The following is a 19,878-nucleotide window of genomic DNA, read 5'->3' on the forward strand; positions in this document are numbered from 1 at the left end:
TGGGCAGTTATCGTGAAGATGGTTATGAGACGTATCCAAGTGGAGATAACTTTATTGAAGTTGGTCACCAACTTGAGCAACATGGTCAGGCTTCCGGGGGGTTGGCCGCCAGAGTCGCAGCAGGCGATCAGGTGGATCGGTCCCAGCGGGGGTCCGCCTCCCCGTCCCGAAGGAGGGACCGCATGCCGCTCATCGCCATCCTCGTCGCCGCCCTCGCCATCGGCCTGGAGCAGCTGCTCCAGGTGAAGTACGGAGTGATGGGCCTCGTCGCCTTCGTCGCCCTCGCCATCGGCATCAAGGCCAAGAACTCAATGATCGGCGGCATCGGGGCCGTGATCCTCGTGCTGCTGCTCGCCCAGTCCGGCTGACCGGGCCTCACCGCCCGTCAGTCCGGCCGACCGGGTTCCCTTCCGGAGGGGAGCCGGGAGCCCGGTCGGCCCGCACCACCGCACCACCGCACAACAACTGAATCGCTACGGATGACCTGCACGACCGGATCGAGAGTGGAAAGGAAGCAAAAGCAGAAGTCGAAGTAGGAGTATGAGTAGGAGCAAGCAGATCAGAAGATGTCCGGGCACCACGGTCGCCTGGACGTACGCAGCAGGGCGTCGGCCAACGGGCCGGCGCCCGCTCGTTCTTCCCGGACCCGGCCCAGCGCCGCGAGCCGCACCGCGGACTCGCCCCCGAGCCACAGTTCACTCAACTCGGCGATCCCCAGCGTCAGTTCGGCGTCCTCCGTGGTCCGGACACAGCTGACGCCCTCGGGCGAGGCATCCAGCCGGTACCGGCCCCCGGCCGCCCCCTGCCCGTCGGTCACTTCCAGGACGAGGGCGCCGGTCGCCGCGTACGTCCGTGCCTCCAGGGCCGCCACGACGTCCAGGATCCGTACCCACAGCCAGTCGGCCTGCGAGGTGATCGCCGCCGCGCGCGGGTCAGGCAGCAGATGCGGCAGCAGGTCGTCCGGCGCCCGCCACCCCGTCCTGACCCGCGTGACCCAGTCGATCGAGCAGACGTACCGCCACAGGGCGCGTTCCGCGGCCGGCGAGACGGCGATCAGGTCCGTGACCTTCGCGGTCTGCAGCGGCTGCTTCGCGTCTCCCCAGCGGTCGTCCACGGTGTACGAGAGCAGCCCCTCGACCTCGCCGCGCGCATCGCGGTACACCGCGTGGAAGGGCTCGGTCCACGTGACCCGGTCCAGCAGCAGCGCGCCGGTGGCGATCCGCCACCACCGCTCGCTCCGGTCGACCGCGCCCGGCTGCGCCCGCCGGAAGCGCTCGTACAGCTCGGGCCCGGTCTTCCGTACCTCGTCGGCGTCCACCAGGTCGACACGGCCGCCGTCCTCGGGGCCGGCCCGGCGGGGGTCGAGCCCCGTCCGCGGGACGTCGACGGTCCACTCGGCGGCCGTCGTCGCCGCCCCGAACCCGTACCGCCCGTAGATCGGGTACTCCGCGGCGATCAGCGTCGCCACGACGTCGCCCCGCTCCTCGGCGGCGGCCAGTTCCCGGGCCATCATCCGCGTCAGGATGCCCCGCCTGCGGTGCGTGGAGGTCACGGTCACGTTCGTGATGGCGGCGGCCCGTACGGCCGCGCCGCCCACCGCCGTGATCTCCTGCGGGAACGACCGGAAGGTCCCCACGCACCGCTCGCCGTCGAAGGCCCCCAGCGTCCGCTCGGGCACGAGGTAGCCGCCGCGGTCCGCGATCTCGGCCTCCGACACACTCGGCGGCCGGAGAAAACCGGTGTTCAACGCACGGGTCCACTCCGGGACCCCGTCGTCACGGATGGGGCGTACGTCGATGTCCTGGCGCGGGTTCAGCGGGTTCATGCGCTCACGCTAGGCATACGGTCCGAAGGCTGTCGTGCGGATTACGGCGCCGGGGCGTCGGCTCCCCGGTGCCGGTGCCGGTGTCGGTGTGGGTGTCCAGGTGCGTGGAGGTCGGGTGCGGCCGACCCCGTCCGGCACCTCTCGTGCCCGCCCACGCCCGCCCGTCGGCTACATGAGCAGGTCGTCGACCTGGGCCTCGCCCTCGCGGTATCTGCGGGCGATCTCCGCGCTGCAGTCGTCGGCCGTCCGCTGCAACTGCTGCCGCCGCCGCGAGACCTGCTGCTCGTACCGCACGAGCCGCCCCATCGCGGTGCTCAGCTCCAGATCCGTACGCGCCTCCAGGTCGGACAGTTCGACCTCGGAGAGCATCTCGGCGGCCAGCAGCCGGTACTCCTCGCTGTACGGCGTCCCCACGGTCACGTGCCGCGCCGACGAACGGTGTCTGGCGGGCCCGTCGGTGAGGATCTCCGACAGCCGCGCGACGACCGACGCCTCCCCGACGACCGGCACCCCGTGGCCGTCGTCCCGGACCTCCCCGGGGGATTCCGTACGCCGTCCCACCTCGGCCCGCAGGATGTCGATACGCCCCTGCAACAGCCGCCGTACGTAACTCAGATCGGCCTCGTCCCGCTGCGCGTCCCTGCGCAGGCCGCGCAGTTCGGGCAGGCGCAGGACGCCCAGTTCGGGTACGGCGGGCGCGGGCTCCGGCATCGGACTGTCCGTTCGCTGGGTGGGCGGACGCACCGCCTGGATCGACGTCGGCGCCCTTGGCGGCTCCCCCCGGATCAGCGATACGAACCCGGGTGACTGCCCCGTACTCGGTGTGCTCATGTGCCTCAACCGTCCCCTCGACCGGCGCGTGTGAGCATCGTGCCACCCCAAGTGGCCGCTATGTGACCGAGTGCCCCCGATCGGCCCCAGATGGACTGTTAAGGATCAATAAGAAACACCCCGTACGGAGGTCGTGGCGTCGGCGTCGGGGGGCCGTCCGGTGCGCGTGACGGGGCCGGGCGGACGCACGGCATGATGGACCGCATGCGTGCGGTGGTGCAGAGGGTGGACGGCGCGAGCGTCGTCGTGAACGGTGAGACGGTCGGGGAGATCGACGGCGAGGGACTGTGCGTCCTCGTCGGGGTGACCCATGAGGACACGAAGGAGAAAGCGGCCCAACTGGCCCGCAAACTCTGGTCCGTACGGATGCTGGCCGACGAGAAGTCGTGCTCCGACATCGACGCGCCGCTGCTCGTCATCAGCCAGTTCACCCTCTACGGGGACGCCCGCAAGGGCCGGCGCCCCACCTGGAACGCGGCGGCCCCCGGCGATGTGGCCGAGCCCCTCGTGGACGAGGTCGTGGCCCAACTCCGTTCGCTGGGCGCGACGGTGGCCACGGGCAGGTTCGGCGCGCAGATGCGCGTCTCGCTGACGAACGACGGCCCGTTCACCGTACTGATCGACATGTGAAGCCCGGTCGAGCCGTAGCCCTGGGGGCCGCGGGTCTACGGCTCGACCACGACCTCCTGGGCGGCGGCCGTCCCGTCGGCCGTCAGCCGGGCGTCGAGGGACACGTTCCGCTTGACGAGGGCGAGGGCGATCGGGCCCAGCTCGTGATGGCGTACGGACGTCGTGATGAAACCGATCTTGCGGCCCTCCGCGCCCTCGTCCGCGAGACGCAGCTCCGTGCCGTGCGGCGGCAGATGGACCTCGCTGCCGTCCAGGTGCAGGAAGACGAGCCTGCGCGGCGGCTTGCCCAGGTTCTGGACGCGGGCGACGGTCTCCTGGCCGCGGTAGCAGCCCTTCTGCAGATGCACCGCGCTGCCGATCCAGCCCAGCTCGTGCGGGATGGTGCGGTGGTCGGTCTCGAAACCGAGCCGCGGCCGGTGCTGCTCGACGCGCAGGGCCTCGTAGGCGAGCAGCCCGACGGCGGGCCCGTGCTTGACGCCGTCCTCGCCCGCGCCCCCGGCGAACGACTCAAGATCCGCGCGCGGCAGGAACAGATCCCGCCCGTACGAGGTCTCGCGCACGACGACACCCTCGGGGACCTCGGCGATGGAACCGGCGGGCAGATGCACGACCGCGAGATCGCCGGTGCGGTCGGCGACCTCGACCCGGTAGAAGAACTTCATCGACTCCAGGTACGCGAGCAGCGCGTCCTGCGTGCCGGGCTCGACGTGCGCCCAGGTCGTCGTGCCGTCGTCGACGAGATACAGCGCGTGCTCGACGTGGCCGTTCGCGGAGAGGATCAGCGCCTCGGTGGCCTGGCCGGCCGGGAGGTCGCTGACGTGCTGGGTGAGCAGCAGATGCAGCCAGCTCAGCCGGTCCGAACCGGTGACGGCGACCACCCCGCGGTGCGAGAGGTCCACGAAACCGGTGCCGTCGGCGAGGGCACGCTGCTCGCGGAACAGGTCGCCGTAATGGGCGGCTACGCCTTCGTCCGCTCCCTCGGCGGGGACGGCACCGGGCAGGGACAGCAGAGGGCTCTTCATATCCACACAGCCTACGACCGCGCGGTGGCCTTATTTATTTCCCGGCGGTCCCGGTGCCAGTACCCGTGCCTGTACCCGTACCCGTGCCGGACTTCGCCGCGCACTCCTCGCAGCGGCCGAAGATCGCGAAGTGCTTCATGTCGGTGACGAACCCGAAGGTCTCGCGCAGCTTGGCCGTGAAGTCGGCGGCGACCTCGATGTCCGCCTCGATGACGTTCGTGCAGTCGCGGCAGACCAGATGGATGTGATGGTGCCGGTCCGCGAGGTGGTACGTGGGCGCACCGTGCCCCAGATGCGCGTGCGAGACCAGCTTGAGCTCCTCCAGGAGCTCAAGGGTGCGGTACACCGTGGAGATGTTGACGCCCGACGCCGTCTTGCGCACTTCCACGAGGATGTCGTCGGGAGTCGCGTGCTCCAGGGTGTCCACCGCTTCGAGCACGAGCTGCCGCTGAGGCGTGAGCCGATAGCCACGCTGCCGCAGATCGCTCTTCCAGTCGGCGCCCGCACCCGTCGTGCCCGCGCCCGTGCCTTCGGTGCTGCTTCCAGTGCTCACCACACCGGAAGTCTAGGACTACTTGAAGAAAGCGATGCCGTCGTCCGGCATGTCGTCCGGGAGGGCCTTCGCCCAGCGTTCGACGTCGTCGGGGCTGACGACCTTCTTGAGCTGCGCCGACATGTACGGGCGGAGCGGGACCTCGGGGGTCTGCTTCTCGCCGACCCACATGAGGTCGCTCTTCACGTAGCCGTACAGGCGCTTGCCGCCGTTGTACGGGCCCGAGGCGGCCGTGCGCGCCACCGCGTCCGTGACCAGGTCGATCTGCGGCTGCTTGGCGGCCAGGTCGCCGTACCAGATCTCCACCACACCGTCGTCGCGGACCATCACGACCTCGACCTTGCGGTCCTTGTCGATGCGCCAGAAGCCCGACTCGGACTCCAGCGGGCGCACCTTGTTGCCCTCGGAGTCGAGGACCCAGGTGTGCGAGTGGTATTCGAGGAAGTCCCGGCCGTCGTGGGTGAAGCTGACCTCCTGGCCGAAGTTGCACTTCTCGGCGCCGGGGAAGTCGTGAACGCCCGCGCCGGTCCACTCACCGAGCAGGAAGACGAGGGGGACGAGGTCCTTGTGCAGGTCGGACGGGATCTCGATCATGAGGTCGGCAGTTCCTTGATGGGGGTCAGCGCTGGCCCTGGTACAGCTTCTTCACGGCGAGCCCGGTGAAGGCGAGAACGCCGACACAGACCAGGATCAGCAGGACTTCGAAGAAGTACTCAAGCACGTGGTGCTCCTCGGGTGACGCGGTGGTGGGCAGTACAGAGCCGGTCCCCACTCTAGACGGGCGGGGACCGGCGCTCTCGCCGAGGGCCGCCGGTCGGCCCATCGCGCCCATCAGGCCCAGCACGCACCTTACGATTCGGCTCATGGCGAAGAAGCTCGTGATCAAGGTGACGGCGGGGGCCGACGCCCCCGAACGCTGCTCGCAGGCCTTCACGGTGGCGGCGGTCGCCGTGGCCAGCGGGGTGGACGTCTCGCTCTGGCTCACCGGGGAGTCCGCGTGGTTCGCGCTGCCCGGCCGCGCCGCCGAGTTCGAGCTCCCGCACGCGGCCCCGCTGCCCGATCTGCTCGACTCGATCGTGGCCGGCGGCCGTCTCACCCTCTGCACACAGTGCGCGGCACGCCGGGACATCACCGAGAAGGACGTCATCGACGGCGTACGGATCGCGGGCGCGCAGGTCTTCGTGCAGGAGGCCCTGGCGGACGACACCCAGGCGCTCGTCTACTGAGAGCCCGAACCCTCGGGGTTCCTACCGTCGGCGCTTCTTGCCGTCCAGTTCGTCCCACCACTCGTCGGACTTGTCGTCGCCCGACGGGTCGTCCCACCAGCGGTCGTCGGGGCCCCGCCGGTTGGCCGTCATCGCGGCGAGCGGCGGGATGACCATCGCCACGACGCACATGCCGACGGCCACGGGGACCGACCAGAGCCGGACGACTCCCCAGGCCAGGACGAACAGCCCGATGCACGTCCCCATCATGGCGAAGTAGACGTGCCGCCTTCGCGCGTACATACGTCCAGCGTAGACCGGTTCCGGACAACCGGGACAAGCCGAAGGGCCACACCCCGTACCGGAAAGCGTCCAACCCCCGGGGGTGCGGCCCTTCGGCCGTTCATACGGTGCGAACCGCCGGACGGTTCAATTACGGACCATCCACGTGCGGACGGTCCTCATGGTTCAGACGGCGATGGCCACTTCCGCCAGGCCGCCCGTCTGGGCGACGACCGTGCGGTCGGCCGTGCCGCCCGGAACGAGGGCGCGAACGGTCCAGGTGCCCTCGGCCGCGTAGAACCGGAACTGTCCGGTCGCCGAGGTCGGAACCTCGGCGGTGAACTCGCCCGTCGAGTCCAGCAGGCGGACATAGCCCACCACCGGCTCGCCGTCCTTGGTCACGTGACCCTGAATGGTGGTCTCACCGGGCTTGATCGTCGAGGCGTCGGGGCCGCCGGCCTTCGCTCCACACATGTTTCGTTTCCGTCCTTGAGGCCTTAAGGCTTGGGCTTGGGGGTTACTTGTTGGCGCCGAGCTCGATCGGGACGCCGACCAGGGAGCCGTACTCGGTCCACGAGCCGTCGTAGTTCTTGACGTTCTCGACGCCGAGCAGCTCGTGGAGCACGAACCAGGTGAGCGCGGAACGCTCACCGATGCGGCAGTACGCGATCGTGTCCTTGGCGAGGTCGACCTGCTCGTCGGCGTAGAGCTCCTTGAGCTCGTCGTCCGACTTGAAGGTGCCGTCGTCGTTGGCGTTCTTCGACCACGGGATGTTGCGGGCGGACGGGACGTGGCCCGGACGCTGCGACTGCTCCTGCGGCAGGTGGGCCGGCGCGAGCAGCTTGCCGCTGAACTCGTCGGGCGAGCGCACGTCGACCAGGTTCTGCGAGCCGATCGCGGAGACCACGTCGTCGCGGAAGGCGCGGATCGCGGTGTTCTGCGGCTTGGCCTTGTAGTCGGTCGTGGCGCGCTCGGGGACCTGCGAGCCGTCGACGAGGTCGCGGGAGTCGAGCTCCCACTTCTTGCGGCCGCCGTCGAGGAGCTTCACGTTGTCGTGGCCGTAGAGCTTGAAGTACCAGTAGGCGTAGGACGCGAACCAGTTGTTGTTGCCGCCGTAGAGGACGACCAGGGTGTCGTTCGCGATGCCCTTGCCGGACAGGAGCTTCTCGAAGCCCTCCTGGTCGACGAAGTCACGGCGGACCGGGTCCTGGAGGTCCTTGGTCCAGTCGATCCGGATGGCGTTCCTGATGTGGTTCTTCTCGTACGCGGACGTGTCCTCGTCGACCTCGACGACGGCCACGTTCGGGTCGTCCAGGTGCTCCTGGACCCAGTCGGCGTCTACCAGGACGTCACTGCGGCTCATGCTCGTTCTCCTCCGGGGCAGTTACGGCGGGGCTGTGCGGCGGTGAGGGGTGCGGCCGCGGTACGCGCTCGGGGTCGGACCGCTCGGGCGGATGTACGCGGCGCGGGGGCGGCCCCGACGGCAGAGGTCGAAGGGCGGCCCGGCTCGCGGAAGGACGAACGCTTCCGCTCAGAAGGTGCGACAGAGCATGGCGGCGACGCGGCACAGGTCCACTGCCCGCCGCTTCGTGAGGTCCGCCTGTTGCGTCATGCCGTCGATCGTAGGGACGGAAAGCCGGACATGTCACCGGCGTGTCGCATGCTGAGACGCGATCGTCCGCGATGTGGGATGCGAGGGGCGCGCGACCTGCCCTCGCACGCCCTCTGGGCCTCCGAGGCCTGCCCTGCCGGTGTCCCGCCGCCCCCGGATCTGCTGTGCGGACGGGTCCGTCTCGCCCTTCGGACGGTGGACGGCGCTCCCCGCGGCGCGGGTACGGCGGCCGTCCTGCCCTCCTACCCGACGAGGCTGACGTCCGAACCCTTGACGTCGATGTCGACGCCCTTGGGGGCCGCCTCGACCTTGTCGAGCTTGATGCCGCCCGGCAGGCCGTCGATCTTCTGCTGGAAGTCGGTGATCAGCCGGACCTTGTCCTCGGCGAGCTGGACGCCCAGGTTGGGGAGGGAGTCCGCGTTCACCACGACCTTGTCGCCCTTGACGCTGACCGAGCTGAGCACGGAGACCGGGCGGGGCAGCTTCGTGCCGAGCACGGTGGCCTCCACCTCGACCTTGATCTTGCCGTTGCCGCCGTCGGAGAGGCCGACCACCTGGGCGGTGACGCCGGTCGCCACGTCCACGGGCTCTGCCTTGGCCGCCTTGAGGAGCTCCGCGTACGAGATCGTGGCCGTGCCGGTGGCGCTGGCCGCCTTCGCGGAGCTGTAGTCGCCGGAGAACGCGACGCCGCGCATCTGGGCGGTGAGGTTGTCGATGCGGATCTTGGCGGGGACGTCGGCGTCCGTGCCGTTCGTCGCGCCGCTCGTGTCCGCCTCGTAGTCCTTGATGCCGACCTGCACCTCGTCCAGTTCGCCGCCGACGACCTGGGTGAGGAAGGGGAAGCCCTTGATCGAGACGTCCGGGGTGCTGGACAGGCCCTCGTTGGTCTTCAGGCGGTCCGCCGCCTCGTCCTCGGCGAAGCCGACGGCTACGCGGTCGGCGATGACGAAGAGGCCGCCCAGGACGATGGTCACGATCAGAAGTATTCGCAGTGCTCGCATGGTCTCCGTGTTCCCCCACCTCGGCGGTCTTCTGTGCGCGAGGGTAACCCCGTGGGGTGGCTTGCGGCCCGGGGACCGGTCTGTTGTCGATCACCTGTGACAGGGGGTGGGCGTGACCAGGGGTTTTTCGCCCCCGCCGCCCCTACCCGTTCCCGTCCACGCATGGGGCTGCGCCCCTCGCCCCCGTATCGCGCTTCGCGCTCGTCCTCAAACGCCGGACAGGCTGAAGATTCGCGGACGGTCCGCGGATCTTTCAGCCCCTCCGGCGTTTGAGGAGCGGGCGTTCGGGGGCTGGCCCCCGAGTCAGTGACGGGACGGGTAGGGGCGGCGGGGGCGAGGAAAAAAGGTCAGATCAAGGCCCGGCCCAGCAGATACACCGCCGGGGCCGCCGCGGCGAGCGGTAGGGCCACGCCTGCCGTGAAGTGCACGAACCTCGACGGATAGTCGTAGCTGGCGACCCGGTGCCCGACCAGCGCGCACACACCCGCCCCGGCCCCGAGCAACGCCCCACCCGCCCCCAGATCCGTCAGCCCGCCCAGGGCGATCCCCGCCCCGGCCGCCGCGAGCAACGCCACCACCACCGACGCCGCCGTCGGCAACGGCAGCGCCCGCGCCAGCACCGCCGCCGCGACCGCCACCCCGCCCACGACCACCGCGTCCGGCTCCGCACCCAGATACCCCGTGGCGATGATCGCCAGTGCCGCCGAGACGACCGTGGCCATCAGGCCGAGCATCCGCTCGTCGGCTCCGGCGTGGCTGCGCAGCTGGAGGACCAGGGTCAGCAGGACCCAGACGCCGAGCGTGCCGAGGATCGCGGCGGGCGCGTTCGAGCGCCCGGCCACGAGCAGGGCCGCGTCAGCGGCGAGCGCACCCGCGAAGGCGAGCGCGATGCCCTGCCGCGCGGGCCACATCCCGTTGAGGCGGAACCAGCCCGCCGCGGTCACCGCCTGGAGGATCACCAGCGGTACGACCAGCGCGTACTGGCCGACCGCCGCCGCGCCGGCGAGCAGCAGTCCGAGGACGGCCGTCAGCACGGCCGGCTGGCCGCCGGGCTCGATGATCGGCGAACGTCCCTCGGCGCGGGCGCGCTGGGCGTCGGTGATCCGGGCATTGCCGGTGACGGTCGCCGGACCGTAGCCGGTCCCGCCGTCGGCGGGCGCGGGCGCGGGCGTGGGCACCGGGTTCCCGCCGACCGGAGCCTGCTGACTCGGCATGGGCTGCCCGACAACCCCGTACTGGGCGCCGTTCTGAGCCCCGTACGGCTGCTGCTGCGCCCCGTACGACGCCTCCGCCGGACCCTGCTGGGGCAGATACGCCGTGTCCGCGGCCGGAGCGGCCGGAGCGGCGGGCGCGGCCGGCCTGAGCGGCGGCTGGACCTGGGTCTCCCAGGTCTGGCCCTCCCACTGCTGGGTGTACTGCTGCTGCACGGCGGCCTCGTCGTACTGCTGCTGACCGGGCCACCCTGCCTGCGGCGGCTGCTGGGCCTGATGCGCCTGCTGTTGGTACGGGTCGTATCCCTCATAAGGAACCTGACCCTGGTACGGGCCCTCGTAAGGCCCTTCGTACGGCTGATCGCTCATCGTCCCGTCACCCTCCTGCGAACGGCGGGAGCACCTCGACCGTGCCGCCCTCGGCCAGCCGTACCGTCTCATGTCCGCGGGTACCCACGGGATCGCCGTCGATGAGGAACGAGCATCGCAGCAGGACGCGGGCGAGTTCGCCGGAGTGTCGCTCGCGTGCCGCGTCCAGCGCCTGCGCGAGGGTCTCCGCCTCGTACGGCTCCTCGGCGACTCCTGCCGCGGCCTTGGCGGCGGCCCAGTAACGCACTGTGCCCTGTGCCATCTGGTTCCTCGATCTTCGGTCAGCGGTGAAAGAAAACGGGTGACGGACCCCGTCAGGCTAGCCCGCGTGCGCGGCGGCCCATTCCCCGATACGGGACAGGAGTTCGTCGTCCGCCGCGTTCTCGGCGTGGCCCATGCCCGGCTCCAGCCACAGGTCCGCGTGGTCGCCGGAGGCGGCGGCCAGCATCCGCGGATGGTCCAGGGGGAAGTAGCCGTCCCGGTCGCCGTGGACGATCAGGAGAGGGGTGGGGGCGATGAGAGGGACCGATTCCACCGGGGAGGACGGGACGGGGTCCCATTCGCGGTGATGGATGCGGGTTCGCAGGCCGTAGCGGCCGACCGCGCGGCCCGTCGGCCGCGTTACCAGCCAGTGCAGGCGCCGCATAGGGGCCGTACCCCGGTAGTACCAACGGGCGGGTGCGCTGACCGAAACCACCGCGTCCGAATGCGCTCCCGTGCGCCCCTCGTGCTCCTGATCGCTCTTCGGGTGCAGAGCCGCGTGCCGGAGCACCACCGAGCCGCCCATGGAGAAGCCGACGGTGACCACCCGGGTGTGACCGAGTTCTCTCGCCCACTCCACCGCCGCCGCCAGATCGAGCACCTCGCGGTCGCCGACCGTGGAACGTCCGCCGGAGGCGCCGTGTCCGCGAAAAGAGAAGGTGACGACGGCCGCGTACCGCGCGAGGGCCGTCGCCGCCCGCCGGACGTGCGGACGGTCAAGATCGCCCGTGAATCCGTGCGCCACCACGATGACCAGGGCTGTTCCGGGCCCGGACACGTCGGATCCGGCAGTTGCGCCAGATGTGCCGGACGTGTCCGATGTGTTCCTCGCGGGCTCGTAAGCGGCGTCGATCGTCACCCCGTCGGCGGTGCGCAGAAACTTTCTCAGCGCCCCTCGCGGAGATCCTTCCGAAGCACTTTCCGTACATCCACCCGCCGTCTCAGGTTCTGGACGAATGAAAGATCGCGTCACATGACCTGCCGGACCTTGGCTCATGTGGGCTATTCTCCTTGGCAGAGGACTCGGGCAGAGAAGCCCCCGGGTCCTTTTGCGCTTTCTGGAGCGTTGTATACGAACGCTGTATACGACGTTGAGCAGTGCCGAAAACGTCCTCGCAGGGACCGAGGAGGAACCAGACGTTATGGGCGAGCGAACCGTGCGTGACCGTAGGACGACCCAGGCAGGTGGGGTGCGATGAGTTCTCTGCTGCTCCTCACCAATGCCCTTCAGCCGTCGACGGAGGTGCTTCCCGCCCTCGGCCTCCTGCTGCACAACGTGCGCGTGGCCCCGGCGGAGGGGCCCGCACTCGTCGACACCCCAGGTGCCGACGTCATTCTCATCGACGGGCGCCGTGACCTCCCGCAGGTCCGCAGCCTCTGTCAGCTGCTGCGGTCCACCGGGCCCGGCTGTCCACTCGTCCTCGTCGTGACGGAGGGCGGCCTCGCGGCCGTCACCGCCGACTGGGGCATCGACGACGTGCTGCTCGACACCGCCGGTCCGGCGGAGGTCGAGGCGCGGCTGCGGCTGGCCATGGGCCGCCAGCAGATCGTCAACGACGACTCCCCCATGGAGATCCGCAACGGCGACCTCTCCGTGGACGAGGCCACCTACAGCGCCAAGCTCAAGGGCCGGGTCCTCGACCTGACCTTCAAGGAGTTCGAGCTCCTCAAGTACCTCGCCCAGCACCCGGGCCGCGTCTTCACCCGCGCCCAGCTGCTGCAGGAGGTCTGGGGCTACGACTACTTCGGCGGTACGCGGACGGTCGACGTGCACGTACGGCGGCTGCGCGCGAAGCTCGGCCCCGAGCACGAGTCGCTGATCGGTACCGTCCGGAACGTCGGTTATCGATTCGTTACTCCGGAGAAGGTGGACCGGGCCGCGGACGAGGCGAAGGCCAAGGCCGCACAGCCAAAGCCGGAGGATGCGGACGAGACGGCGCACCTCGACGCGGCCGGTGCCGCGAAGGCCCCGGCGCAGGCCCCCGCGAAGGCGCAGGAAGAAGCCGTACGACCTGCCCAGCGGTAGGTCCATCCGCGTAGACTCCGCGCGTGGCCAAGGTGACTCGGGATGACGTGGCGCGACTGGCGGGTACCTCCACCGCCGTCGTCAGCTATGTCATCAACAACGGACCCCGGCCGGTTGCCCCGGCCACGCGCGAGCGTGTACTCGCCGCGATCAAGGAGCTGGGGTACCGGCCGGACCGGGTCGCCCAGGCCATGGCGTCGCGGCGCACGGATCTCATAGGCCTGATCGTGCCGGACGCGCGCCAGCCCTTCTTCGGGGAGATGGCGCATGCGGTCGAACAGGCCGCGTCCGAGCGCGGGAAAATGGTGCTCGTCGGCAACTCCGACTACGTCGGCGAGCGCGAGGTCCACTATCTGCGGGCCTTTCTCGGTATGCGGGTCTCGGGGCTCATCCTCGTCAGCCACGCGCTGAACGATCTGGCCGCCGCCGAGATCGAGGCGTGGGATGCCCGGGTGGTGCTGCTGCACGAGCGGCCCGAGGCCATCGACGACGTCGCGGTCGTCACGGACGACGTGGGTGGCGCGCATCTGGCCACGCAGCACCTCCTTGAGCACGGGTACGCGTATGTGGCCTGTCTCGGCGGTGTCGCGGAGACCCCCACCGTCGGTGACCCGGTCTCCGACCACGTCGAGGGGTGGCGGCGGGCGATGCACGAGGCGGGGCGCTCGACCGAGGGTCGCCTCTTCGAGGCGCTCTACAACCGGTACGACGCGTATCAGGTGGGGCTGCGGCTGCTGGCCGGGCCCGATCGGCCGCCGGCGATCTTCTGCTCCACGGACGACCAGGCGATCGGGGTGCTACGGGCGGCTCGTGAGCTGCGGATCGATGTGCCGGGGGAGTTGGCCGTCGCGGGGTTCGACGACATCAAGGAAGCGGCGTTGACCGATCCGCCGCTGACCACTATCGCGAGTGATCGGTCCGCGATGGCTCGGGCGGCCGTTGATCTTGTGCTCGATGACGGGCTTCGGGTTGCCGGGGCTCGGCGGGAGCGGTTGAAGTTGTTCCCGTCCTCGTTGGTCGTGCGGCGCAGCTGTGGGTGTTAGCTCCGCCGGGTGGGTCGTTTTCGGCTGCGGGTGCGTCGTGGCTGGTCGCGCAGTTCCCCGCGCCCCTGAAGGCAAAAGCAGGGCGCCGGTCCTTACCCGAGTAGCAAGAACCGGCGCCTGCTCTCCTTGCTCTAGAACAGCAAGTTGTACTGGTTGAAGCCTGTGCCCAGGCTGGTGCGGGCTGCGAAGAGGTCCGTGGTCGCCTTGTTCGTGCCCTTGTAGAGCCAGAGCTTGCCCGCCGAGTCACGCGTGATGACGTCCGCGATGCCGTCGCCGCTCACGTCGCCGCTGGAGACGTACGACGTGAAGTTCCAGCCGGTACGGGCCTTGATGCGGGCCGCCCAGGGGGTCTTCTCCTTGCCCGTGCCGCGGTAGAGCCACAGCGTGCCGTCCGTGGAGCGGACGAGCAGGTCGGGCTTGCCGTCGCCGGAGAGGTCGCCGTGGCCGAGGACCTTGACGTTCTTCCAGGCGCCGCTGACGACCTTGACCTTGCCGTAGAACTGGCCGTTGCCGCGCCCCGGGTAGAGGTAGACCGAGCCGTCGGCGTCCACCGCGACCAGGTCCGGGCGGGCGTCGCCCGTCATGTCGCCGGGGATCGCGTACGACTTGTAGCCGCCCCACACCGAGCTGATCTGCATCCAGGCCCAGTCACCGACGGAGTGGTCCATGTAGCTGCGGTACAGCTTGCCGTCGGTCTTGTCGCGGATGATCAGGTCCTGGTAGTAGTCCCGGTCCAGGTCGGCCTGCAGGGCCCAGGTGGCGCTCTGCCAGCCGTTGCCCTGGTAGGCGCGCTGCGCGAGCGCGCTGCCCGTGCTGTTCTGCTGGAAGAGACCGCCGGAGGGCGTGCGCGCGAGCAGGTCGGCGCGGCCGTCGTACGACAGGTCCGCGTCGTCGATGCGCGGCTGGGCCGCCCAGATGTACGAGCTGACCTTGGTGAAGACCGGGTAGGCACCCTTGGCGGTGCAGCCCGCGACGCCCCAGGAAACGATGCCGGCGATCTTGCCGCCGACGACCAGCGGGCCGCCGGAGTCACCGTTGCAGGGGCTGTTCGTGCCCTCGTCGGCGCCGCTCGCGGGGGTGCCCGCGCAGGCCATCGAGCCGGCGATGAAGTAGTCCCCGTCGAGGACGGACGCCATCGCGCTCTTGCAGGTCGCGTCGGCGACGAGCGGCAGGTTCGCCTTCTTCAGCTTCGTCGAGAGAGTGGCGTCGTCGGCGCCGGAGGTCAGGCCCCAGCCGTAGACGGTGCCGGTGGTGCCGCTCTTGTAGAGCGCGCTGTCGTCGGACGCGGCCAGCCGCAGGGTCGGCCGGTCGAGCAGCGGGGTGTCCAGGGTGAGGACCGCGATGTCGTTCTGGGTGGTGTCGGCGTTGTAGCGGGGGTGCGTCCACTGGCGGAGCACGCCCGTGGCGGTGCCGTTCGTGTAGTCGTCGAGGTCGGTCGTGCCGGCCAGGACCGCGCCGTTGCCGACCCAGTCCAGGCCCGCGACGCAGTGGGCCGCGGTGAGTACCTTGTTCGGGGCGACGAGGGTGCCGCCGCAGAAGTAGCCGTCGCCGGTGACCGGGTCGTAGTAGCCGAGCTGGACCATCCACGGGGCACTGGCGATGGTGGTCTCGCCGCCGCCGATGATGAACGGGGACTTCGCGGGCGAGGCGTCGTCCGGCGTCTCGCCGGTCGCCTTCGCGGCGTCGACGATCCGGTCGCGCAGTTCCTTCGTGGAGGCGGCCGGCTTCGCGGGCCGCGCCAGGCTCGTGTCGGGCAGTTGCCCGGTGGGGCCGTCCGCCGCGGTGGCCGGCTGGGCCGCGAGGACGCCGGCGCAACCCAGCGCCAGCGCGAGGGCGGCCGCGGGGAACACCGCGGCCCGGCGTTTCCAACGGCTGCGCAGAGCAGGTATCACTCAGGGCTCCTGAGGTGGTGAGGTGTGGTCGCCCACGACGGTGATGTGTCGTGAACCCACCAAGCCTGCGCCCCGCAAACCTCCCTGCACACGTACTTCACAGCAGGCCGACAAGTGTTCGTCCGCCGCTTCCGCCACATCACTGTGCGGCAACCCGCCGTTTCCCCGCCAGCACTGGGCTCCGGCGCCTTTATATCGGGCATACGAGGTTCTGTCGGGCTTCTCAGGGAGCACTCAGGGAGCTCTCATGGTCGGGCGACAGAGTCATACCCATGACCGAGAGCTTCCGCCGCAGCGGCGAGTACCCCCAGGGCGACCAGCAGCAGTCCGCGTACTCAGGACAGCCGTACGAGCAGTCGCACGAGCAGCCGTACGCCTCCTCCCCCTCCTCCTCACACCCCGCCTCCTCCCCCGTGAACCCGGAGTGGCCGCCCCCGCCGGCGTACCAGCCGGCCGCGGCCGTGGCCGGAGGCACAGCCGGAGCCGGAGGCGCGCAGGGCGACGCGCCCACCGCGCTCCTCACAGAGCCGGTGTCCGCCGCGCCCGCCGCGCCCCGCAAGCGCGCCAAGGGCCCGCTGGCCCTGCTCGCCGCCGTGGCGATAGCCGCCGCGGCCGTGGGCGGCGGTACCGCGTACGCCTTCCAGGAGCTGACCGGCAACGACACCGCGGCCGGCAGCGCGAGCAGCACCAGCGTCGTGGCCACCAGCAAGAAGGGCACGGTCGCCGGGGTCGCCGAGGCGGTCAGCCCGAGCATCGTCGAGATCAGCGCGACCTCGAACGCGGGCTCGTCCACCGGTTCCGGTGTGGTCATCACGACCGGCGGCGAGATCATCACCAACAACCACGTGATCTCCGGCGCCTCCCAGATCAAGGTGCAGCTGAGCAACGGCAAGTCGTACACCGCGAGCGTCGTCGGCACCGACAGCAAGAAGGACCTCGCGCTGATCAAGCTGGAGGACGCCCCCTCGGGTCTCACCCCCGCGACGCTCGGCGACTCCGACGCCGTCAAGGTCGGTGACGAGGTCGTGGCGATCGGCTCCCCCGAGGGCCTGACCGGCACCGTCACCAGCGGCATCGTCTCCGCGCTCGACCGGGACGTCACCGTCTCCACGGACGAGAGCCAGGGCCAGCAGCAGCAACAGCAGGGCGGCGGCAGCGGTGGCAGCGGTCAGTGGCCGTTCGAGTTCGGCGGCCAGGAGTTCAACGGCGACACCGGCTCGTCCACGACGACGTACAAGGCGCTGCAGACCGACGCGTCCCTCAACCCGGGCAACTCCGGCGGCGCGCTGATCGACATGAACGGCAACATCATCGGCATCAACTCCGCGATGTACTCGGCCGCCACGGACTCCTCGTCCTCGTCGAGCGCCGGCAGCGTGGGCCTCGGCTTCGCCATCCCCGTCAACACCGTCAAGGCCGACCTGGCCTCGCTGCGGTCCGGCGGCTCCGACAGCTGAGCCGCACCCGGGCCACCGGCCCCGGCCCCGGCCGATCCAGGGGCGCGGGGAACCGCGCGACCAGCCACTTCGGCGCCGCACACGACCGCGCACCACTCCGACCGACCCGCCCCAGACCCCGGAGGTCGTCATGCAGAGCAAGCAGGCCAAGCAGATCAGCCACATCGGGCAGATCAAGACCGTGCCCCACACCCTCACCGGGGGCGACCCGTCCGGACTCGCCCTGGCCCTCGCGGTGGCCCACGAACTGCACGCGCCGGCGCCCCGCGCACCCGAGATGGCCACCGCGCGGGCCCCGCGCACCGCCGCCCGCCGCAGCGGGGCCGCGGCCCGCACCCGCCGTACCGTACGAGGCTGACCGGCCCCCGGCGGCTCTACGAGAACAGCCCGGAAACGTGCGAGGCTGAAAGCGCCCCGCCCACGTCCCCACCGCACCCGAGGAACTGACCGCGATGAGCCCCGCCGAAGGCGACCGTGAACCCCAGCGCATCCTGATCGTCGACGACGAGCCGGCCGTGCGCGAAGCACTCCAGCGCAGTCTCGCCTTCGAGGGGTACGACACGGAGGTGGCCGTCGACGGCGCGGACGCGCTGGAGAAGTCCATCGCGTACCAGCCCGATCTGGTCGTCCTCGACATCCAGATGCCGCGCATGGACGGGCTGACCGCCGCCCGCCGGATGCGCGGCGCGGGCACGACGACGCCGATCCTCATGCTCACGGCCCGCGACACGGTCGGCGACCGGGTCACCGGCCTCGACGCGGGCGCCGACGACTACCTGGTGAAGCCGTTCGAACTGGACGAGCTGTTCGCACGGGTACGGGCGCTGCTGCGGCGCAGTTCGTACGCGGCGGCCGCGGTCGGCGCCCCGGCGGACGACGCGCTCACCTTCGGCGACCTGCGCATGGACCTCGCGACCCGTGAGGTCACGCGGGCCGGGCGGCCCGTCGAGCTGACGCGCACGGAGTTCACGCTGCTGGAGATGTTCCTGGCCCATCCGCGCCAGGTCCTCACGCGGGAGCAGATCCTGAAGGCGGTCTGGGGCTTCGACTTCGAGCCGTCGTCCAACTCCCTGGACGTGTACGTGATGTACCTGCGCCGCAAGACGGAGGCGGGCGGCGAGCCGCGGCTCGTGCACACGGTGCGGGGTGTGGGGTACGTCCTGCGGTCGGGCGGGGCGGAGTGAACAGGCTCGTACGCCGGTTCACCTCGCTGCCGATCCGGGCCCGGCTGTCCCTCCTGGTGGCGGCGGCGGTGGCGTTCGCGGTGGCGGCGGTATCGGTGACCTGCTGGTTCATCGTGCAGGGGAAGCTGTACGACCAGGTCGACGACGACCTGAAGGCGGCTGCCACACCGCAGCCGAACTCACAGGTCGAGGCCGCCCTGGAGAACTGCGCCCAGACACCGCTGCCGAAGAACGACGACTTCGGCGCCCGGGACGTCTACTACCTGCAACTGATCAAGGCGGACGGAACGCCCTGTGTCTCGGCGAACTCCGAGGGCACGGTCAAGGTCACCGGCGACGACACCGAGGTGATCGAGAACGCGGACAGCGAGGACGGGATCTTCCGCAACGGAACCGACACCGACGGGAACGCCGTACGCATCCTGACGGTCCCGCTGACCGTCACCCAGGGCCCGAGCCGACCGCAGCTCTACCCCGACACCGCCCTCCTCATCGCCGTGCCCCTCAAGAGCACCCAGGGCACCCTGAACGACCTGGCCCTCATCCTGCTCCTGGTCTCCGGGATCGGCGTGCTCGGCGCCGGCGCCGCGGGACTCGCGGTCGCCCGTGCCGGTCTGCGGCCCGTCGACAAGCTCACCGAGGCCGTCGAGCACGTGGCCCGCACCGAGGACCTCTCCGTGCGCATCCCCGTCGAGGACGACAGCGAGGACGAGATCGCCCGGCTGTCGCGGTCCTTCAACTCGATGACCGCCTCGCTCGCCAACTCCCGTGAGCTGCAGCAGCAGCTCATCGCCGACGCCGGTCACGAACTGCGCACCCCCCTCACCTCCCTGCGGACGAACATCGAGCTGCTCACCCGCAGCGAGGAGACGGGCCGGCCCATCCCCCCGGCGGACCGCAAGGCGCTGCTCGCCTCGGTGAAGGCGCAGATGACCGAACTGGCCGCGCTCATCGGCGACCTGCAGACGCTGTCCCGGTCGGACGCGGGCACACCGGCCGACCGGGTGCAGGTGGTCGCGCTGCAGGACACCGTGGAGTCGGCCCTGCGCAGGGCCAGGCTGCGCGGTCCGGAGCTGACGATCACGGCGGACGTGCACCCGTGGTTCGTCCGGGCGGAGCCCACCGCGCTGGAGCGGGCCATCGTCAACATCCTCGACAACGCGGTGAAGTTCAGCCCCGAGGGCGGCACGATCGACGTCACGCTCAGGGGCGGCGAACTGACCGTACGGGACCACGGTCCGGGTGTGCCCGCCGATGAACTCCCGCACGTCTTCGACCGCTTCTGGCGTTCCCCGAGCGCCCGCGCGCTCCCCGGCTCGGGCCTCGGCCTGTCCATCGTGGCGCGTACGGTCCAGCAGGCGGGCGGGGACGTGGCGTTGAGCCCGGCCCCGGGCGGCGGCACGGTCGCCGCGATCCGCCTGCCCGGCGCCCCGACCCCGCCGCCCGCGCTGGACGGGGACTGACCGGGTCCGTC

At 70.5% G+C, this 19,878-nt stretch carries 24 protein-coding genes; 9 read left to right on the plus strand and 15 right to left on the minus strand.

The genetic code is table 11. The features are described 5' to 3' along the window. Positions 1-182: 182 nt before the first annotated feature. Positions 183-368, plus strand: coding sequence for a hypothetical protein (locus J8N05_RS04665; protein WP_210881206.1), 186 nt, complete (start codon positions 183-185; stop codon positions 366-368). A 191-nt stretch (positions 369-559) separates the two neighbouring features. Here the strand turns inward: J8N05_RS04665 and J8N05_RS04670 are convergent, their stop codons facing one another. Then, the gene (locus J8N05_RS04670) at positions 560-1,825 is read right to left on the minus strand and encodes a GNAT family N-acetyltransferase (protein WP_210881207.1); all 1,266 of its coding nucleotides are present in this window, start codon (positions 1,823-1,825) and stop codon (positions 560-562) included. A 168-nt stretch (positions 1,826-1,993) separates the two neighbouring features. After that, positions 1,994-2,656 carry an RsiG family protein gene (locus J8N05_RS04675; protein WP_210881208.1) on the minus strand — a complete coding sequence of 221 codons (663 nt, stop codon included), beginning with the start codon at positions 2,654-2,656 and terminating at the stop codon, positions 1,994-1,996. A 204-nt stretch (positions 2,657-2,860) separates the two neighbouring features. On the opposite strand from J8N05_RS04675, the gene dtd reads away from it, so the two are divergent. Then, positions 2,861-3,286 carry a D-aminoacyl-tRNA deacylase gene (gene dtd, locus J8N05_RS04680; protein WP_210881209.1) on the plus strand — a complete coding sequence of 142 codons (426 nt, stop codon included), beginning with the start codon at positions 2,861-2,863 and terminating at the stop codon, positions 3,284-3,286. A 35-nt stretch (positions 3,287-3,321) separates the two neighbouring features. Here dtd and ygfZ read toward each other — a convergent pair whose 3' ends face one another. The 4 genes from ygfZ to J8N05_RS04700 are packed head-to-tail and all read right to left on the minus strand — an operon-like array spanning position 3,322 to position 5,726. Next, positions 3,322-4,308, minus strand: coding sequence for a CAF17-like 4Fe-4S cluster assembly/insertion protein YgfZ (gene ygfZ / locus J8N05_RS04685; protein ID WP_210881210.1), 987 nt, complete (start codon positions 4,306-4,308; stop codon positions 3,322-3,324). 34 nt (positions 4,309-4,342) lie between these two features. Then, entirely contained in the window at positions 4,343-4,864 is a 522-nt protein-coding gene (locus J8N05_RS04690; RefSeq protein ID WP_247706149.1) for a Fur family transcriptional regulator, read from the minus strand. 15 nt (positions 4,865-4,879) lie between these two features. Beyond that, positions 4,880-5,455 (minus strand): FABP family protein, encoded by a 576-nt coding sequence (locus J8N05_RS04695; protein ID WP_210881211.1) that lies wholly within the window; start codon positions 5,453-5,455, stop codon positions 4,880-4,882. 25 nt (positions 5,456-5,480) lie between these two features. Further along, complete coding sequence (locus J8N05_RS04700; protein ID WP_210890600.1) at positions 5,481-5,726, minus strand: hypothetical protein; 246 nt, start codon at positions 5,724-5,726, stop codon at positions 5,481-5,483. Here J8N05_RS04700 and J8N05_RS04705 point away from each other — a divergent pair. After that, on the plus strand, positions 5,725-6,087 hold the full coding sequence (locus J8N05_RS04705) for a DsrE family protein (RefSeq protein ID WP_210881212.1): 363 nt from the start codon (positions 5,725-5,727) through the stop codon (positions 6,085-6,087). The two genes, J8N05_RS04700 and J8N05_RS04705, sit on opposite strands and share 2 nt — an antisense overlap. Positions 6,088-6,108: 21 nt before the next feature. On the opposite strand, the gene J8N05_RS04710 is transcribed toward J8N05_RS04705, so the two are convergent. From J8N05_RS04710 to J8N05_RS04740, 8 genes are all read right to left on the minus strand, one after another. Then, positions 6,109-6,369: a DUF3099 domain-containing protein gene (locus tag J8N05_RS04710; protein WP_210881213.1), complete on the minus strand. Its 261-nt coding sequence runs from the start codon at positions 6,367-6,369 to the stop codon at positions 6,109-6,111. Positions 6,370-6,534: 165 nt separating this feature from the next. After that, positions 6,535-6,822 (minus strand): DUF1416 domain-containing protein, encoded by a 288-nt coding sequence (locus tag J8N05_RS04715; RefSeq protein WP_055513194.1) that lies wholly within the window; start codon positions 6,820-6,822, stop codon positions 6,535-6,537. A 43-nt stretch (positions 6,823-6,865) separates the two neighbouring features. After that, positions 6,866-7,711: a sulfurtransferase gene (locus tag J8N05_RS04720; RefSeq protein WP_210881214.1), complete on the minus strand. Its 846-nt coding sequence runs from the start codon at positions 7,709-7,711 to the stop codon at positions 6,866-6,868. A 168-nt stretch (positions 7,712-7,879) separates the two neighbouring features. Continuing rightward, the gene (locus J8N05_RS48105) at positions 7,880-7,960 is read right to left on the minus strand and encodes an Ms5788A family Cys-rich leader peptide (RefSeq protein WP_356537092.1); all 81 of its coding nucleotides are present in this window, start codon (positions 7,958-7,960) and stop codon (positions 7,880-7,882) included. 242 nt (positions 7,961-8,202) lie between these two features. Then, on the minus strand, positions 8,203-8,961 hold the full coding sequence (locus J8N05_RS04725; protein WP_210881215.1) for an LmeA family phospholipid-binding protein: 759 nt from the start codon (positions 8,959-8,961) through the stop codon (positions 8,203-8,205). Between the two features lie 347 nt (positions 8,962-9,308). Then, on the minus strand, positions 9,309-10,541 hold the full coding sequence (locus J8N05_RS04730) for a hypothetical protein (protein WP_210881216.1): 1,233 nt from the start codon (positions 10,539-10,541) through the stop codon (positions 9,309-9,311). Between the two features lie 7 nt (positions 10,542-10,548). Beyond that, positions 10,549-10,803, minus strand: a complete 255-nt coding sequence (locus J8N05_RS04735; protein WP_210881217.1) for a MoaD/ThiS family protein — start codon at positions 10,801-10,803, stop codon at positions 10,549-10,551. A 57-nt stretch (positions 10,804-10,860) separates the two neighbouring features. Continuing rightward, a complete protein-coding gene (locus J8N05_RS04740) occupies positions 10,861-11,799 on the minus strand; it encodes an alpha/beta hydrolase (protein WP_210881218.1) in 939 nt (312 codons plus the stop codon). Positions 11,800-11,997: 198 nt separating this feature from the next. Between J8N05_RS04740 and J8N05_RS04745 the strand changes: the two genes are divergently transcribed. Continuing rightward, positions 11,998-12,828: a winged helix-turn-helix transcriptional regulator gene (locus tag J8N05_RS04745; protein ID WP_210881219.1), complete on the plus strand. Its 831-nt coding sequence runs from the start codon at positions 11,998-12,000 to the stop codon at positions 12,826-12,828. A 23-nt stretch (positions 12,829-12,851) separates the two neighbouring features. After that, positions 12,852-13,871 (plus strand): LacI family DNA-binding transcriptional regulator, encoded by a 1,020-nt coding sequence (locus J8N05_RS04750; protein WP_210881220.1) that lies wholly within the window; start codon positions 12,852-12,854, stop codon positions 13,869-13,871. Between the two features lie 131 nt (positions 13,872-14,002). Here J8N05_RS04750 and J8N05_RS04755 read toward each other — a convergent pair whose 3' ends face one another. Continuing rightward, positions 14,003-15,763 carry a trypsin-like serine protease gene (locus J8N05_RS04755; protein WP_210881221.1) on the minus strand — a complete coding sequence of 587 codons (1,761 nt, stop codon included), beginning with the start codon at positions 15,761-15,763 and terminating at the stop codon, positions 14,003-14,005. 272 nt (positions 15,764-16,035) lie between these two features. On the opposite strand from J8N05_RS04755, the gene J8N05_RS04760 reads away from it, so the two are divergent. From J8N05_RS04760 to J8N05_RS04775, 4 genes are all read left to right on the plus strand, one after another. Further along, a complete protein-coding gene (locus tag J8N05_RS04760; RefSeq protein WP_210881222.1) occupies positions 16,036-17,220 on the plus strand; it encodes a S1C family serine protease in 1,185 nt (394 codons plus the stop codon). Positions 17,221-17,350: 130 nt separating this feature from the next. Then, positions 17,351-17,578: a hypothetical protein gene (locus J8N05_RS04765; RefSeq protein WP_210881223.1), complete on the plus strand. Its 228-nt coding sequence runs from the start codon at positions 17,351-17,353 to the stop codon at positions 17,576-17,578. Between the two features lie 94 nt (positions 17,579-17,672). Then, positions 17,673-18,404, plus strand: coding sequence for a response regulator transcription factor (locus tag J8N05_RS04770; protein WP_107015248.1), 732 nt, complete (start codon positions 17,673-17,675; stop codon positions 18,402-18,404). Next, on the plus strand, positions 18,401-19,867 hold the full coding sequence (locus tag J8N05_RS04775; RefSeq protein ID WP_210881224.1) for a sensor histidine kinase: 1,467 nt from the start codon (positions 18,401-18,403) through the stop codon (positions 19,865-19,867). The genes J8N05_RS04770 and J8N05_RS04775 overlap by 4 nt, the downstream gene beginning before the upstream one ends. Positions 19,868-19,878 lie beyond the last annotated feature (11 nt).

It is taken from the genome of Streptomyces liliiviolaceus (assembly GCF_018070025.1).
GTDB lineage: Bacteria > Actinomycetota > Actinomycetes > Streptomycetales > Streptomycetaceae > Streptomyces > Streptomyces liliiviolaceus.

Bases quoted from the DNA above. Each gene is read 5' to 3' on its own strand.
- J8N05_RS04760 (WP_210881222.1), top strand. From the start codon at position 16,036: ATGACCGAGAGCTTCCGCCGCAGCGGCGAGTACCCCCAGGGCGACCAG.
- J8N05_RS48105 (WP_356537092.1), bottom strand. From the start codon at position 7,960: ATGACGCAACAGGCGGACCTCACGAAGCGGCGGGCAGTGGACCTGTGC.
- J8N05_RS04675 (WP_210881208.1), bottom strand. From the start codon at position 2,656: ATGAGCACACCGAGTACGGGGCAGTCACCCGGGTTCGTATCGCTGATC.
- J8N05_RS04770 (WP_107015248.1), top strand. From the start codon at position 17,673: ATGAGCCCCGCCGAAGGCGACCGTGAACCCCAGCGCATCCTGATCGTC.
- J8N05_RS04715 (WP_055513194.1), bottom strand. From the start codon at position 6,822: ATGTGTGGAGCGAAGGCCGGCGGCCCCGACGCCTCGACGATCAAGCCC.
- J8N05_RS04745 (WP_210881219.1), top strand. From the start codon at position 11,998: ATGAGTTCTCTGCTGCTCCTCACCAATGCCCTTCAGCCGTCGACGGAG.
- J8N05_RS04740 (WP_210881218.1), bottom strand. From the start codon at position 11,799: ATGAGCCAAGGTCCGGCAGGTCATGTGACGCGATCTTTCATTCGTCCA.
- J8N05_RS04700 (WP_210890600.1), bottom strand. From the start codon at position 5,726: ATGAGCCGAATCGTAAGGTGCGTGCTGGGCCTGATGGGCGCGATGGGC.
- J8N05_RS04730 (WP_210881216.1), bottom strand. From the start codon at position 10,541: ATGAGCGATCAGCCGTACGAAGGGCCTTACGAGGGCCCGTACCAGGGT.
- J8N05_RS04695 (WP_210881211.1), bottom strand. From the start codon at position 5,455: ATGATCGAGATCCCGTCCGACCTGCACAAGGACCTCGTCCCCCTCGTC.
- J8N05_RS04765 (WP_210881223.1), top strand. From the start codon at position 17,351: ATGCAGAGCAAGCAGGCCAAGCAGATCAGCCACATCGGGCAGATCAAG.
- J8N05_RS04665 (WP_210881206.1), top strand. From the start codon at position 183: ATGCCGCTCATCGCCATCCTCGTCGCCGCCCTCGCCATCGGCCTGGAG.
- J8N05_RS04710 (WP_210881213.1), bottom strand. From the start codon at position 6,369: ATGTACGCGCGAAGGCGGCACGTCTACTTCGCCATGATGGGGACGTGC.
- J8N05_RS04670 (WP_210881207.1), bottom strand. From the start codon at position 1,825: ATGAACCCGCTGAACCCGCGCCAGGACATCGACGTACGCCCCATCCGT.
- ygfZ (WP_210881210.1), bottom strand. From the start codon at position 4,308: ATGAAGAGCCCTCTGCTGTCCCTGCCCGGTGCCGTCCCCGCCGAGGGA.
- J8N05_RS04735 (WP_210881217.1), bottom strand. From the start codon at position 10,803: ATGGCACAGGGCACAGTGCGTTACTGGGCCGCCGCCAAGGCCGCGGCA.
- J8N05_RS04725 (WP_210881215.1), bottom strand. From the start codon at position 8,961: ATGCGAGCACTGCGAATACTTCTGATCGTGACCATCGTCCTGGGCGGC.
- J8N05_RS04720 (WP_210881214.1), bottom strand. From the start codon at position 7,711: ATGAGCCGCAGTGACGTCCTGGTAGACGCCGACTGGGTCCAGGAGCAC.
- J8N05_RS04705 (WP_210881212.1), top strand. From the start codon at position 5,725: ATGGCGAAGAAGCTCGTGATCAAGGTGACGGCGGGGGCCGACGCCCCC.
- dtd (WP_210881209.1), top strand. From the start codon at position 2,861: ATGCGTGCGGTGGTGCAGAGGGTGGACGGCGCGAGCGTCGTCGTGAAC.